Annotated in this window: 14 protein-coding genes; 13 read left to right on the forward strand and 1 reads right to left on the reverse strand. The window is 69.7% G+C overall.

Features of this window, described 5'->3' with window-relative positions; translation table 11 throughout:
• Positions 1-186: 186 nt before the first annotated feature.
• The 11 genes from rpsM to ACFW2E_RS08395 all read left to right on the forward strand — a co-directional run bounded on the left by rpsM (position 187) and on the right by ACFW2E_RS08395 (position 11854).
• Positions 187-567 (forward strand): 30S ribosomal protein S13, encoded by a 381-nt coding sequence (rpsM, locus tag ACFW2E_RS08345; protein WP_116148529.1) that lies wholly within the window; start codon positions 187-189, stop codon positions 565-567.
• Between the two features lie 65 nt (positions 568-632).
• Positions 633-1037, forward strand: coding sequence for a 30S ribosomal protein S11 (gene rpsK / locus ACFW2E_RS08350; RefSeq protein ID WP_003956432.1), 405 nt, complete (start codon positions 633-635; stop codon positions 1035-1037).
• A gap of 152 nt (positions 1038-1189) precedes the next feature.
• On the forward strand, positions 1190-2212 hold the full coding sequence (locus tag ACFW2E_RS08355; RefSeq protein WP_384463242.1) for a DNA-directed RNA polymerase subunit alpha: 1023 nt from the start codon (positions 1190-1192) through the stop codon (positions 2210-2212).
• A 184-nt stretch (positions 2213-2396) separates the two neighbouring features.
• Positions 2397-2897 (forward strand): 50S ribosomal protein L17, encoded by a 501-nt coding sequence (gene rplQ / locus ACFW2E_RS08360; RefSeq protein WP_384463245.1) that lies wholly within the window; start codon positions 2397-2399, stop codon positions 2895-2897.
• Between the two features lie 74 nt (positions 2898-2971).
• Positions 2972-3838, forward strand: a complete 867-nt coding sequence (gene truA / locus ACFW2E_RS08365) for a tRNA pseudouridine(38-40) synthase TruA (protein ID WP_384463248.1) — start codon at positions 2972-2974, stop codon at positions 3836-3838.
• Between the two features lie 200 nt (positions 3839-4038).
• Positions 4039-5652, forward strand: a complete 1614-nt coding sequence (locus ACFW2E_RS08370; RefSeq protein WP_384463251.1) for a glycosyltransferase family 2 protein — start codon at positions 4039-4041, stop codon at positions 5650-5652.
• Positions 5649-6650, forward strand: a complete 1002-nt coding sequence (locus ACFW2E_RS08375) for a glycoside hydrolase family 26 protein (protein WP_384463254.1) — start codon at positions 5649-5651, stop codon at positions 6648-6650. The genes ACFW2E_RS08370 and ACFW2E_RS08375 overlap by 4 nt, the downstream gene beginning before the upstream one ends.
• The gene (locus ACFW2E_RS08380; RefSeq protein WP_384463256.1) at positions 6647-8224 is read left to right on the forward strand and encodes a hypothetical protein; all 1578 of its coding nucleotides are present in this window, start codon (positions 6647-6649) and stop codon (positions 8222-8224) included. The genes ACFW2E_RS08375 and ACFW2E_RS08380 overlap by 4 nt, the downstream gene beginning before the upstream one ends.
• Positions 8221-9759, forward strand: a complete 1539-nt coding sequence (locus ACFW2E_RS08385; RefSeq protein ID WP_384463259.1) for a glycosyltransferase family 39 protein — start codon at positions 8221-8223, stop codon at positions 9757-9759. Before ACFW2E_RS08380 ends, ACFW2E_RS08385 begins: the two co-directional genes overlap by 4 nt.
• Before the next feature lie 40 nt (positions 9760-9799).
• Positions 9800-11101, forward strand: a complete 1302-nt coding sequence (locus ACFW2E_RS08390; RefSeq protein ID WP_384463262.1) for a UDP-glucose dehydrogenase family protein — start codon at positions 9800-9802, stop codon at positions 11099-11101.
• Between the two features lie 3 nt (positions 11102-11104).
• Positions 11105-11854, forward strand: a complete 750-nt coding sequence (locus ACFW2E_RS08395; protein ID WP_384463265.1) for a polyprenol monophosphomannose synthase — start codon at positions 11105-11107, stop codon at positions 11852-11854.
• Between the two features lie 16 nt (positions 11855-11870).
• On the opposite strand, the gene ACFW2E_RS08400 is transcribed toward ACFW2E_RS08395, so the two are convergent.
• Complete coding sequence (locus ACFW2E_RS08400) at positions 11871-12752, reverse strand: hypothetical protein (protein WP_384463268.1); 882 nt, start codon at positions 12750-12752, stop codon at positions 11871-11873.
• A 719-nt stretch (positions 12753-13471) separates the two neighbouring features.
• Here ACFW2E_RS08400 and rplM point away from each other — a divergent pair.
• Positions 13472-13915 carry a 50S ribosomal protein L13 gene (rplM, locus tag ACFW2E_RS08405; protein WP_055715789.1) on the forward strand — a complete coding sequence of 148 codons (444 nt, stop codon included), beginning with the start codon at positions 13472-13474 and terminating at the stop codon, positions 13913-13915.
• Between the two features lie 42 nt (positions 13916-13957).
• Positions 13958-14470 (forward strand): 30S ribosomal protein S9, encoded by a 513-nt coding sequence (gene rpsI / locus ACFW2E_RS08410; RefSeq protein ID WP_103812805.1) that lies wholly within the window; start codon positions 13958-13960, stop codon positions 14468-14470.
• The last annotated feature ends 216 nt before the right edge of the window (positions 14471-14686 follow it).

Below are 14686 nucleotides of genomic sequence, written 5' to 3' on the forward strand. Positions count from 1 at the left end.
GCACGACCGCACCCTCTGTACTCCGCAGAGATTCGCGCGACGCAAGCTGAATATGTTCATACGCAGGGCCCAAGCCGACACGGCTTGACACCCCCGGCTCGGAGGCCGGGGACCCAGTCCGTACCTCGTACGGCGGCTGGGAGTCGGTTCTGCGGAAGACCTCCGAAGATCAACTGGAGCCATTGAATGGCACGCGTTTCCGGTGTTGACATCCCGCGCGAAAAGCGCGTGGAGGTCGCCCTCACCTACGTGTTCGGCATCGGCCGGACCCTCTCGCAGGAGACGCTGGCTGCGACCGGCGTCGACCCGAACACCCGCGTTCGTGACCTGACCGAAGAGCAGCTGGTCGCGATCCGCGAGTACGTCGACAACAACATCAAGACCGAGGGTGACCTTCGTCGCGAGATCCAGGCCGACATCCGCCGCAAGGTGGAGATCGGCTGCTACCAGGGTCTCCGTCACCGCCGCGGTCTCCCCGTCCGCGGTCAGCGCACCAGCACCAACGCCCGCACCCGCAAGGGCCCGCGTCGCGCCATCGCCGGCAAGAAGAAGCCGGGCAAGAAGTAGTCCGCAGCGGACACCTGTCCACGGTCTTCGCTGTAGGACCGACCACCTCCCGTAGGAGTTAGTAGATGCCCCCCAAGGGTCGTCAGGGCGCTGCCAAGAAGGTGCGCCGCAAGGAAAAGAAGAACGTCGCTCACGGCCACGCGCACATCAAGAGCACGTTCAACAACACGATCGTCTCCATCACGGACCCGTCCGGCAACGTGATCTCCTGGGCCTCCGCCGGCCACGTCGGCTTCAAGGGCTCCCGGAAGTCCACGCCGTTCGCCGCGCAGATGGCCGCCGAGTCGGCTGCCCGCCGCGCCCAGGAGCACGGCATGCGCAAGGTCGACGTGTTCGTCAAGGGCCCGGGCTCCGGTCGTGAGACCGCGATCCGCTCCCTGCAGGCCACGGGCCTCGAGGTCGGCTCCATCCAGGACGTCACCCCGACCCCGCACAACGGCTGCCGTCCGCCGAAGCGCCGCCGCGTCTGACGCACGGCCTTCGTCTGGCTCAGGTTCCGGGCGGTACGGCTCCGTAGGGGTCGTGCCGCCCGTACCCTTGCAGTTACCCGCACTCCTCACGGGTGCGGTTTCCGTCGGACGTCAAATAGCGGGCGTCCACGAAAGAAGGATCTGATCCACACATGCTGATCGCTCAGCGTCCCTCGTTGACCGAAGAGGTCGTCGACGAGTTCCGCTCCCGGTTCGTGATCGAGCCGCTGGAGCCGGGCTTCGGCTACACCCTCGGCAACTCCCTCCGTCGTACCCTCCTGTCGTCGATCCCCGGCGCTGCTGTCACCAGCATCCGCATCGACGGTGTCCTGCACGAGTTCACCACCGTGCCGGGCGTCAAGGAGGACGTCACCGACCTGATCCTCAACATCAAGCAGCTGGTCGTCTCCTCGGAGCACGACGAGCCGGTCGTGATGTACCTGCGCAAGCAGGGCCCGGGTCTGGTCACCGCGGCCGACATCGCGCCTCCGGCCGGTGTCGAGGTGCACAACCCCGACCTGGTCCTCGCCACGCTCAACGGCAAGGGCAAGCTGGAGATGGAGCTGACCGTCGAGCGCGGTCGCGGCTACGTCTCCGCCGTGCAGAACAAGCAGGTGGGCCAGGAGATCGGCCGTATTCCGGTCGACTCCATCTACAGCCCCGTGCTGAAGGTCACGTACAAGGTCGAGGCCACGCGTGTCGAGCAGCGGACCGACTTCGACAAGCTGATCGTCGACGTCGAGACGAAGCAGGCCATGCGCCCCCGTGACGCCATGGCGTCCGCCGGCAAGACGCTGGTCGAGCTGTTCGGTCTCGCCCGCGAGCTGAACATCGACGCCGAGGGCATCGACATGGGTCCGTCCCCGACGGACGCCGCCCTGGCCGCGGACCTCGCTCTGCCGATCGAGGAGCTGGAGCTCACGGTCCGCTCCTACAACTGCCTCAAGCGTGAGGGCGTCCACTCGGTGGGTGAGCTCCTGGCGCGTTCCGAGGCCGACCTGCTCGACATCCGCAACTTCGGTGCGAAGTCGATCGACGAGGTCAAGGCGAAGCTGGCCGGCATGGGCCTGGCCCTGAAGGACAGCCCGCCCGGATTCGACCCGACCGCCGCCGCCGACGCCTTCGGTGCCGACGACGACGCGGACGCCGGGTTCGTCGAGACCGAGCAGTACTGACAGCTCGGCCGGACGGTCCGTACTCGGGTGCGGGTGCGCTGTGCTTGATCGCGCAGTTCCCCGCGCCCCTTCCGGACGACATGCCCCTTCGGGGGTGCCGTCCGGATCTCTGACAGACAACCGTCTGCTCAGATACTGACCGCGGTACCTGACACGGCCGCGGCAGACACACAGGAGAAGAACAATGCCGAAGCCCACCAAGGGTGCCCGTCTGGGCGGCAGCGCCGCGCACGAGAAGCTGCTCCTCGCGAACCTCGCGAAGTCGCTGTTCGAGCACGGCCGTATCACCACCACCGAGGCGAAGGCCCGCCGCCTTCGCCCGTACGCCGAGCGTCTGGTCACCAAGGCGAAGAAGGGCGACCTTCACAACCGCCGTCAGGTGCTCCAGGTCATCACGGACAAGAGCGTCGTCCACACGCTCTTCACCGAGATCGGCCCGCGTTACGAGAACCGTCCGGGTGGCTACACCCGCATCACCAAGATCGGTAACCGCCGTGGCGACAACGCGCCCATGGCTGTCATCGAGCTGGTCGAGGCGCTGACGGTGCAGCAGAAGGCCGTGGGCGAGGCCGAGGCCGCCACCAAGCGTGCGGTCAAGGAGGCCGAGGAGGCCAAGGTCGAGGAGACCAAGGCCGACGAGGTCGTCGAGGACGCGGCTCCGGCCGAGGAGTCCAAGGACGCCTGAGGCTCTGCCTTGCGGTGAACGGGTCCGTCCCCCTGGGGGCGGGCCCGTTCCGCGTTTCCTGAGAGGATCCAGGAGTGAGTGACGAAGTACAGCCCGGGCACGTCCGTATCCGCCTCGACCTGTCCTACGACGGCGCCGGCTTCCACGGCTGGGCCAAGCAGGCCGGCGGGAGGCGGACCGTGCAGGGGGAGATCGAGGACGCCCTGCGTACGGTGACCCGGTCGGGGGAGACGACGTACGAGCTGACCGTCGCGGGGCGCACCGACGCCGGGGTGCACGCGCGGGGACAGGTCGCGCATGTCGATCTGCCCGAGCAGGTCTGGCGCGAGCACCACGAGAAGCTGCTCAAGCGGCTCGCCGGGCGGCTGCCCAAGGACGTCCGGGTGTGGGCCCTGAGGGAGGCGCCCAGTGGCTTCAACGCCCGTTTCTCGGCGGTCTGGCGGCGCTATGCGTACCGCGTCACGGACAACCCCGGCGGTGTCGACCCGTTGCTGCGGGGCCATGTGCTCTGGCACGACTGGCCGCTCGACGTCGACGCCATGAACGAGGCCGCCCAGCGGCTCCTGGGGGAGCACGACTTCGCCGCGTACTGCAAGAAGCGCGAGGGCGCGACCACGATCCGTACGCTGCAGGAGCTGAGCCTGGTGCGCGGGGGTGACGGGATCATCACCGCCACCGTCCGTGCCGATGCCTTCTGCCACAACATGGTGCGCTCGCTGATCGGGGCGCTGCTGTTCGTGGGTGACGGGCACCGGGCGCCCGACTGGCCGGGGAAGGTACTCGCGGCGGGGGTCCGGGACTCGGCCGTGCATGTCGTACGGCCGCACGGGCTGACGCTGGAAGAGGTCGGCTACCCGGCCGACGAACTGCTGGCCGCGCGGAACAAGGAGGCGCGGAACAAGCGGTCACTGCCGGGGGCCCGAGGCTGCGAGACGTGTTAGTTACCTGCAATTTGCAAGCAGATAGCGCCTATATCTGGACTTACCGGGCGTAAGGCCCTTGTCGCGCCTTACGTCTTTCTTACCTCTCGATTACTCTTTCTCCACACGGCCCCGTGTTCGATGCGGGGTCGTTTTTGGGTGGGGGTAACACGGGCCGTCCGGCCCGGAGGGTAGGAATGTCGTCCATTGACTCTGCCCGCATGTCCGACGCGGCCGGCGCTGGGGGGCGCAGGGCCGCACGGCACGGAGGACGTCGTGGCGGTTCCGAGCGGGTACCGCTCGGGCTGCTGCCCGCGCCTCCTTCGCATGCGGAGAAGTACTCGTACGTGAAGCGGCGCCTGTGGGTGCTGACGCTGGCGTCGATCGTCAGCTTCGGCTGTCTGACCGTCAGCCAGGTCGCACTCGCCAAGGCTTCGCCACTCACCTGGATCTTTGCGCCGCCGCTGTTCTTCACGGTCGTCTACTACCTGGTCTCGCTGCGCGTCAACGGCTTCACCAGGGACTTCGACTTCGACCACCATCAGCGGCTGGTGCGCGGCTGGCGGCCCGAGGTCTATCCGAGCGTCGATGTCTTCCTGCCCGTGTGCGGGGAGCCGATCGAGGTGCTGCACAACACCTGGACCCATGTGCGGCAGCTGGCCGACCGGTACCCGGGCACGTGCGTGCCCTTCGTGCTCGACGACGGTGCCAGCCCCGAGCTGGAGGCGATGGCCCGCGACTTCGGCTTCCGCTACGGGGTCCGGGAGAACCGCGGCTGGTTCAAGAAGGCCGGCAATCTGCACTTCGGGTTCGACCAGTCCGACGGCAAGTACGTCCTCATCCTCGACGCCGACTTCACGCCGCGCTCCGACCTCCTGGAGGAGCTGTTGCCGTACATGGAGGCGGACGAGCGCATCGGCATCGTGCAGTCCCCGCAGTACTTCCGGGTCCTCGACTCGCAGAACTGGATCGAGCGGGGCGCGGGCGCGGTCCAGGAGCTGTTCTACCGGTCCGTGCAGGTCTCCCGGCAGAACAGCGACGGGGCGATCTGCGTGGGTTCCTGCGCCATCTACCGGCGGGCGGCCCTGGAGACCAACGGCGGTACGACCCTCATCGAGCACTCCGAGGACGTGCACACCGGATTCGATCTGCGCGGGCTCGGCTGGGACCTGAAGTACGTGCCGGTCGCGCTGTCGACGGGCGTGTGCCCGGACACCGCCGGGGCCTTCTTCAACCAGCAGTACCGCTGGTGCTCGGGCTCCATGTCGCTGCTCGGCAGCAAGAAGTTCTGGGACGCGCAGATACGTTTCTCCAGCCGCCTCTGCTACATGTCCGGCTTCTTCTACTACATCCACACGGCGCTGTTCACCTTCTTCGCGCCGCTCGTGCCCATCGTGCTGCTGCTGACCAGCCCCGAGATGCTCCAGGTCAGGCATCTGGTGTGGGTGCTGCCCAGCATCCTCTACACCACCGTGATCTTCCCGATGTGGCACAAGGCGCCCTACCGGCTGGAGGCCTGGTCGGCGCGGATGATGTACGGCTGGGCGCACGTCTTCGCCATCTGGGACATCCTGCGCAAGCAGCGGATGGGCTGGCAGCCGACCGGCTCCAAGGGTGCCAAGAAGAACAAGACCCGGCGCTTCTGGCTGGGGCTGTGGATCTGGGGCGGCGGCACCGCCGCGGTCTGGGTCGGCGCCGCCGTGTACCGGCTGTTCACCGGCTTCCCGCCGGACTTCGCCCTCGTCCTGTCCTCCGGGCTGTTCTATGCGCTGGTCGTGGCCCGCGCGCTGATCCAGCCCAGGGAACATCGTGCCCTCGCAGGTGACGCAGCATGATCCGAAGATTTCTCCGCCCCCTCGCCGTGGCCCTGCTGACCGCGACGGCAGCCTCCGGCTGCGGCCTGTTCGGGGGCTCCGGCGACCCGGCCGCCGACGCCGCCCGTGAGCCGTCCGCCTCCGCGACGGCCGGGCAGCGGCTGCCGTACGACGTCAAGCCGCTGCTGCACCCGAAGAAGGAGTACTTCGGGGTAGCCGTCGAAGGCGCGCCCAGCTCGACGAAGCCCGTGGACGCCTTCGCGAGGACCGTCGGCAAGCAGCCGAACATGGTCGGCTCCTACTCCTCCTGGGGCGACGGCTTCAACGCACAGGGCGCGCAGAACGTGTTCGACGACGGCGGGCTGCTGTACGTGTCCTGGGAGCCGTTCGAGCCGGGGCTCGACAAGATCGCCGACGGGTCGCAGGACTCGTACATCAAGAAGTACGCGAAGAGCGTCCGCGAGACGAACGTCCCCGTCGCGATCAGCTTCGGGCACGAGATGAACGGTCACTGGTACCCGTGGGGGACCAAGGACACCACCGCCGCGACCTTCGTGAAGGCCTGGCGGCACATCCACGACCTCTTCCAGGACGTCGGCGCCACCAACGTGATCTGGGTCTGGAGCCCCAACGTCGTCAACCCGGTGCCCTCCGTGAAGCTGAAGCCGTACTGGCCCGGTGACGCCTACGTCGACTGGGTCGGCATCGTCGGCTACTGGACCACGACCGGCGCCCACACCTTCGACGCCCTCTACGGGCCGACCCGGCGCCAGGTGGCCGCGTTCACCGACAAGCCGGTGCTGATCAGCGAGACCTCGGCGGAGCCGGGGGAGCGGCGGCGCGCCGATGTGCGCGGACTGCTCAAGGGCGTCGAGCAGGACGACGACGTCATCGGCTTCCTGTGGTTCAACATCCCCAAACGGGCTGACTGGCGCATCCAGAGCAGCCCGCTCGCCCTGGCCGAGTTCAAGCGCCTCATCGCGGACGACGCCTTCGGATTCGAGGTGCCGCGTTCATGAGCACGCCCCCCTACGGGCAGGGCCGGCAGCAGTACCCGCCGTACTACGGCGCCCAGCAGTACTACGACGAGCACTACTACGGCGGCGGTCAGCAGCAGACGTACGACCCCCGCGTCTCCTACGCCGCCGACCCCGAGGACCCGGAGGCCGACTACTACGTCCCGCACTACACCGTCCTCGACCCCGAGCCGGAGCCCGAGCCCGAGCCCGGCTATGTGCTGCCCGACGTCCCGGTGTCGGCCTGGTCGGTGGACAACAGCCGCTCGGCGTGGATCAGCCGCGGCGCGCTGCTGCTGATCCTGCTGGTGCAGGCCGGGCTGTCCTACCGGCTCGACGGGAGCGCCTTCGCGCAGGAGGCGAAGTTCCTGCTGTCCGACGGGCCCGTGTCGGGCGTGCTGGCCGGCACCGGTCTCGCCGGGGCCCGGGCACTGAGCCTGGTCTGGGCCCTGGGAGCGACGGCCCTGGTGTTCGGCGCGACCCGGCTGCTGTTCAACCCGCGCGCCGGTCTCGCGGCCGCCGCCATGTACTCCGTGCTCGAGTCGACCGCCTTCACCGGCCGCTACGCCTCCCTGCACTCCCTGTCGCTGTTCCTGCTCGCGGCGGCCCTGTGGCTGCTGGCCAAGACCCGGCAGGCCGGCCCGGCGGCCGTGCTGCTCGCGGCACCCTTCGCCGCGCTGGCGCCGTTCGCCGCGTACTCGGCCGCGCTGTATCTGCCGACGCTGACTGTGCTCGCCGTGCTGACCGCCTACCGCTTCCGCGGCGCCGGTGCGCTCGCGCGCGGCGCGCTGTTCGCCGTGGCCACCGGAGCCCTGTGCTTCGCGGGCGCGACGCTGCACGGCATGCCGCGAGGCTGGAACGCACACGGTACGGAGGGCGCGGCGGGCCTGCTGAAGGACAGCGCCGAGTGGGGCGGGCTCGTGCTGCTGGTCGCCGTGATCGGCGCCGTCGGTTACGCCCGGCGGGCCCGCATGGGCGAGATGCCGTGGGCCGAGGGCGAGGCCCCGGGCACGGTCCGCAGGTCGGCCCTGGGCCTGACGATGTGCGCCACCGCCCTGCTCGCCCCGCTCTATCAGGCCTGGCTCGGCAACGGCAGCTCGCTCCACATCCACCTCGGCTTCGGCCTGCTCTTCGCGGTGCCGATGGCGGGCCTGGGGGTCTCACGGATGATGGGTGCCCACTTCCGGTACCCGCAGATCGGCATCATGATCTGCGTCGCCGCGCTGGTCGTCGGCATGGCGCAGACCCGCGACCTGTACCGGCCGCCGGACTCGGCCGGGATGATCGGCGCGCTGCGCCAGGTGGCCGACGCCGAGGGCAGTTATCTGACCGACGAGCCGGAGATCTCCGCGTACTACCTCCGCGCACAGACCGAACCCGGCCAGTGGCACCGGGCACCGCGGGGTACGGCCCTCGCGGCCGCCGTCAAGAAGGGCTCGTACGACGCGATCGTGCTGCGGGCCGCAGCCGTGCCCGAGCAACTGCGCGGGGCCGAGCACTACCGGCTGCTGGCCGTGCTCAGGCCGTCCGACGAGGACGCCGGTCAGGCGCCGTACCGGATCTGGGTGAAGCGATGACGACGACGACGGACACACAGACGGCACCGGCCTCCGCGGAGACCGGCGGCCACCGGGCGAGCAGACGACGCTCCGGCGGCAAGGGCTCGGCGCTGCTCGTCTTCGCGCTGCCCACGCTGGTCGTGCTGACCAGTGTGCTGCCCGGTCTCGGGCAGCGGCAGCTGTGGCGCGACGAGCACGCCACCTGGTGGGCGTCCACGCTGTCCTGGCACTACCTGGGACGGCTGATCGACAACATCGACGTGGTCTTCACGCCGTACTACGCCTCCATGCACCTGTGGATCGCGGTGGCCGGCGACTCCCCGGCCGTGCTGCGGCTGCCGGAGGCGCTGGCCATGGGGGTCTCGGCCGGTCTGGTCGGGCTGCTCGGGCGGCGGATGTTCGCGGTGCGCACCGGGCTGCTCGCCGGTCTGCTGTTCGCGCTGGTCCCGGCGATCACGCGGTACGGACAGGAGACCCGGCCCTACGCCTTCGCCACGATGTTCGCGCTGCTGGCCACGCTGCTTCTGCTGCGCGCGCTGGACAGACCCAGCCTCAAGGGCTGGACGCTGTACGCGCTGGCCGTGGCGGCGACCGGTTTCGGCCATCTGGTCGCGTTGTCGGTGCTCGCCGGGCACCTGGGCCTGGTGGTGCTGGCCAGGCGGCGCGGCGACCGCATCGCGCACTACGCCTTCGCCGGCGCGGCACTGCTCGGTCTCTCGATCACCTTCCCGATGGTCGCGCAGGGCACCGGGCAGAGCGGCCAGATCGCCTGGAACACGACCACGGCCCGGGACCTGCTCGACTTCCCCGAGAACCTGTTCGGCTCGTGGACCACGGGCGGGCTGGTGATGGGCCTCGGTGTGCTCGGACTGGTCCTGGCCGGCCGGTACGCCCTGCTGCTGGGCGCCTGGGCGGTGCTGCCGCCGGTGCTCACCTTCCTGACCGCCGACCAGCTCCACCTCTTCCTCCCGCGCTACCTCCTCTTCACCGTCCCGGCGTGGACGCTGCTGGTGGCCGCCGCCGTCACCCGGCTCGCCGGGCGGCTCGACCCGGGGGCCCGCCGGGGCGCCGGAGCGCGGGTTCTCGGTGGGCTGCTGGTGACCGCGGTCGCGGCGGCGTACGCCTTCGTCGCCTGGCCGGCGATCGGCGACGTCAAGAAGGACCTGCCGATGGAGCCGGACTACCGGGCCGCGGCGAACGTCGTCGCGGCGGGGGAGAAGCCCGGCGACGGGATGGTCTTCAACGGCGGGATGTCGGAGCGCCGGGCCATGGCGTACGAACTGCGGGACCGCAAGGCGCCCGAGGACGTGCTCATGGAGTGGACCCCGCAGCAGAACGGCTCGTACGGCGCCAGCGAGTGCAAGCGCCCGGCCCGCTGTCTGAAGGGCGTCGGCCGGCTGTGGCTGATCTCCACGATCAGCGACGGCCGTCCGCTGCTCACCGGCATGGACGAGAAGACGGCCGCAGAGCTGGACAAGAAGTTCGAGGCCGCGCGCACGGTCCGCCTGCACCACGTCGTGGTGCAGGTGCTGGAGCGCAGGCAGCGGCCGTAGCGGCCCGTACAGAGGACACGTAGTGAGGAGGCCGCGCGGCATGCGGCTCACTGTCATCGGCACCGGCTACCTCGGTGCCACCCACGCCGCCTGCATGGCGGAACTCGGCCACGAGGTGCTCGGTGTGGACGTCGACCCCGACAAGGTCGCCGCGCTGCGGGCAGGGCGGCTGCCCTTCCACGAGCCGGGGCTGCCCGAGCTGATCGCCAAGCACACGGCGAGCGGCCGGCTGCGCTTCACCACCTCCTACGAGGCGGCGGGGCGCTTCGGCGACGTGCACTTCGTGTGCGTGGGCACCCCACAGCTCAGGGACTCCGAGGGAGCGGACCTGACGTACGTCGACGCGGCCTTCACGGCGATCGCCGGGCACGCGGCGCCGGATGCGCTGCTGGTCGGCAAGTCCACGGTCCCGGTGGGCACGGCGCAGCGGCTCGCGGACGCCTGTGTGCCGGAGGTCGCCTGGAACCCGGAGTTCCTGCGGGAGGGGTTCGCCGTCGAGGACACGCTGCGGCCCGACCGGCTGGTGTTCGGGGTGGGCTCAACCCGTGCCGAAACGATTCTGCGCGCGGTGTACGAACCCGTTCTCGCCACCGGGACACCGGCCGTGACCGCCGACTTCCCGACCGCCGAACTGGTGAAGACGGCCGCGAACGCCTTCCTCGCCACGAAGATCTCCTTCATCAACGCGATGGCGGAGGTGTGCGAGGCCGCGGGCGCGGACGTGACGAGACTGTCCGAGGCGCTGGGGTACGACGACCGGATCGGCGGCCGTTTCCTGCGCTCCGGGGTCGGCTTCGGCGGCGGCTGCCTGCCCAAGGACATCCGCGCCTTCGCCCATCGCGCCGGGGAACTGGGTGTGTCGCTGGCCCTCCTGCGCGAGGTCGACGCTATCAACATGCGGCGCCGCGACCGCGTGGTGGAACTCGCCCGCGAGCTGTGCGGAGGAGATGTGCTGGGCGCGCGGGTCACCGTGCTGGGCGCGGCCTTCAAACCCGACTCGGACGACGTCCGGGACTCGCCCGCGCTGAACGTGGCGGCCCGGCTGCGGCTCGACGGAGCCGACGTCACGGTGTATGACCCCGAGGCGATGGACAACGCCCGCAAGGCGTTCCCGTTGCTCGGGTACGCGGCGTCCGTCGAGGACGCGCTGCGCGGGGCCGACCTGGTCCTGCATCTGACCGAGTGGCCGCTGTTCCGGGAGATCGACCCGGAGCGGGCCGGCTCACTGGTGCGCAGTCCGCGGATCGTGGACGGCCGGGGGGCGCTCGACGCGGACCGCTGGACCGCGGCGGGCTGGCGGTTCCGGGCGCTGGGCAGACCCGCGCCCCATCGGGAGGGATGAGGAATGGAAGAGTCCCGCAACGACGCTCGGGTCACCGTGGTGATGCCGACGTACAACGAGGCGGCGAACCTGCGGCGGATGGCCGAGGCGGTGCTCGGGCTGCCGCTGGACGGCCTGCATCTGAAGATCGTCGACGACTCCAGCCCGGACGGCACCGGGCGGATCGCCGAGGAGCTGGCCGAGAAGTACAACGCCCACGGACGGCATCGGATGAGCGTGCTGCACCGGACCGAGAAGGACGGGCTGGGGCGGGCGTACACGGCGGGCATGAGCGCCGCGCTGGAGGAGGGCGCCGAGTACGTCGTCCAGATGGACGCCGACGGCAGTCACCCGGTGGAAGCGGTGCCGCGGATGCTGGCCGAGGCGGTGACGTCCGGGGCGGGGCTGGTCATCGGCAGCCGGTATGTCGACGGCGGCTCGCTGGACGAGGACTGGGGGGTCCACCGGGTCCTGCTGTCCCGCTTCGCCAATGCCTACGCCCGCGTCGTGCTCGGCACGCGGATCCGGGACATCACGGCGGGCTTCAACCTGTGGTCGGCGCGGACCCTGCGGGACGTGGACCTGTCCACCCTGGACAGCGCGGGCTACAGCTTCCAGGTCGAGCTCAAGTACAAGGCCGTACGGGCCGGGCACAGCGCGGTCGAGATCCCGATCCGCTTCGAGGAACGGACCCAGGGAGTCTCGAAGATGACCCTGCGGACGCAGCTGGAGTCGGCGGTGGTGCCGATCCGGCTGCGTCTGAAGAAGGACTGAGCGGGGACGGCCGGGGCTATCCGTTGGCCGCGGCCGAGGCCTGGGCCTCGCCGCGCCGGCGGATCTGCCGGAAGGTGAACTCGGCCAGGTCGTTGCCGGTCGAGAAGACCTTCGTGTCCTTGGTCGTCACGTTCTTGCCGTTGGTGAAACCGGCGATCGTGAAGTACGCGTAGCGGCCGTAGGCGTTGGTCGTCGAGCGGCATATCGCCGAGTTGCAGAACGACTTGACGCCCTTGCCGGAGAGCGACCTCACGATGCTCTGCTTGTCCGCCTGGCCCTTGGCCTTGGTGGCCTGGGCCTCGGTGTCGAAGACGGCGACGCCCACGGTCACCGCGACGCCGTCCTTTATGTAGCTGACGCGCAGCACGCGGGTGCAGCCGTTGGCGGTGAGGACCTTGGGGAGGGTGCCCTGCGCGGCCGAGGCGCACTTCGTGGTGTCGGCCGTCGGACCCTTCTTGTAGACCGTCTCGCCCATGGTCAGCTGGGTGCCCGGGAAGAGGATCTCGGCGCTGAGCGGCGCCGTGTCCTTCTTGGCGCTGGATATGAAGTCCTTCGGGTCCAGCGGCGGCGGGGCGCTGGTGGGCTCGAAGGACGGCGCCGGGTTCGCCGAGTCGCTGGGTATGGAGGCGCTCGCGGGCAGGTTGCCCGGCCGGCCCGAGGCGTTGTTGTCGCCGTTCGCCGAGACCACGGCCATGGCGACGGCAGCGCCGACCGCCACGGTGGCTATCGCGCCGCCGCCGATGAACAGCACTCTGCGCCGCTTGTTCCTCGTCTCCGAGGCCTCCGCGAGCGCGGCCCAGTCCGGTGTCTGATCGCTGCCGCCGCTGCTCCAGCGCTGCTGAGACTGCGGTTTCCAGGGATCCCACTGGGACTGGGGTCCCCCCTGCCCATAACTCATGGGGCGCATCTTAGACGGGGTGCTGAGGGTGCCGGTGCGCCTCCGGCGGAGGCGATAGAGGACCTTTCAGTGCAGTGCGACACAACTCACCCCGGGGTTTGCGCCACCCCGCCACCGGCTTTTTTCGGCCATGCGTCTCGCCAGGGTGCTGTGGTGCGGGCGGGGCGTGCGGGGGCGCTGTTTTCGCCGGATGTGGCGGTGCTGGGCGGTACGGGCGGGTGGTTCCGGGGTCGCCGTCGGGTGGGTGCTGTGGTGCGAGCGGGCCCCGGGAGCGGTGTCCCCGCCGGGCCGAAGTGCCGCTCCGGCGGTGCGGCGGGCGGTTCCGGCGTTGGTCGCCGGCTCGGCGTTGTGGTGCGGGCGGGGGGCCGGGGCGGTGACCTCGCCGGATGCGGAGGCGCCGGGCCGGCGGTATGCCGGGGGCGTCGGCCGGGCGTCACGGCGGGGCCGGGGTCCGGGGGCGGCCTACACTGGTGGAGCGAATCGGCGGAGCCCGGCGGCGGCGGACCCGTTTTGACCGGGGTGCCGCGACCCGGGTATTCTGCCTGTTCGTTGTGTATTGGCTTGCTCATTCTCACGGGACGGGCCCTTACACCGGTCCACCGGGCCGATGACCAGCGACCAGCACGCGGTTTGCGTCACCGCAGTGCGGTCAGGGCTGTCGTGATCGTCTTCGGTGACCTTGTCAGGACCATTCACTGAAGAAGCGAAGGCTACGAACCGTGCGTACGTACAGCCCCAAGCCCGGCGATGTGACGCGCCAGTGGCACGTCATTGACGCTCAGGACGTTGTCCTGGGCCGTCTCGCCACCACCGCAGCGACCCTCCTCCGGGGCAAGCACAAGCCGATCTACGCCCCCCACGTCGATGCTGGTGACTTCGTCATCATCATCAACGCCGACAAGGTGCACCTCTCGGGCAACAAGCGGACCCAGAAGATGGCGTACCGCCACTCCGGCTACCCGGGTGGTCTGCGCTCCGTCCGCTACGACGAGCTGCTCGAGAAGAACCCCGAGAAGGCCGTCGAGAAGGCCGTCAAGGGCATGCTCCCCAAGAACTCCCTGGGCCGTCAGATGCTCTCCAAGCTGAAGGTCTACTCGGGCGACCAGCACCCGCACGCTGCCCAGCAGCCGGTGCCGTTCGAGATCACCCAGGTCGCGCAGTAAGTCCGGCCACCCCCTAAGACTGAAGAGAATCTGAGGAGAATCGTGGCCGAGACCACTGCCGAGCAGCCGCTCGAAGAGCTTGACATCGACAGCTACACCACCGAGTCCGAGGTTCCCGTCGAGGGCGAGTACACCTCGGAGTCCCTGGCCTCCCGCTTCGGCGAGCCCCAGCCGGCCGCCGGCCTGGGCCGCCGCAAGAACGCCATCGCCCGCGTCCGGATCGTCCCGGGCACCGGCAAGTGGAAGATCAACGGTCGCACCCTCGAGGACTACTTCCCGAACAAGGTGCACCAGCAGGAAGTCAACGAGCCCTTCAAGGTGCTCGAGCTCGAGGGCCGCTACGACGTCATCGCCCGCATCGCGGGTGGCGGCGTCTCCGGTCAGGCCGGTGCGCTCCGTCTCGGTGTCGCCCGTGCGCTGAACGAGGCGGACGTCGACAACAACCGCGGCCCGCTGAAGAAGGCCGGCTTCCTCAAGCGCGACGACCGCGCGGTCGAGCGCAAGAAGGCCGGTCTGAAGAAGGCCCGCAAGGCTCCGCAGTACAGCAAGCGCTAAGCCGCGCCTGCCTGTACTCCGAACGCCCCGGCGGCACGCCACTGTGCTGCCGGGGCGTTCGTTTATCCCAGCCGTTGGGCGTATAACGGCACAAGACGTTCTAAGGCTCATGTGATCGGATGGCCGGGCGGCGCGCGCCCGGGACGACGGGGGCCCGCTGCGTGGGCCGCACCGGCAGCGCTCCCGTCCGTGACGTTTCCTCAGGAGGACAAGTGG

The organism is Streptomyces sp. NPDC058964 (genome assembly GCF_042741275.1).
Lineage (GTDB): Bacteria > Actinomycetota > Actinomycetes > Streptomycetales > Streptomycetaceae > Streptomyces.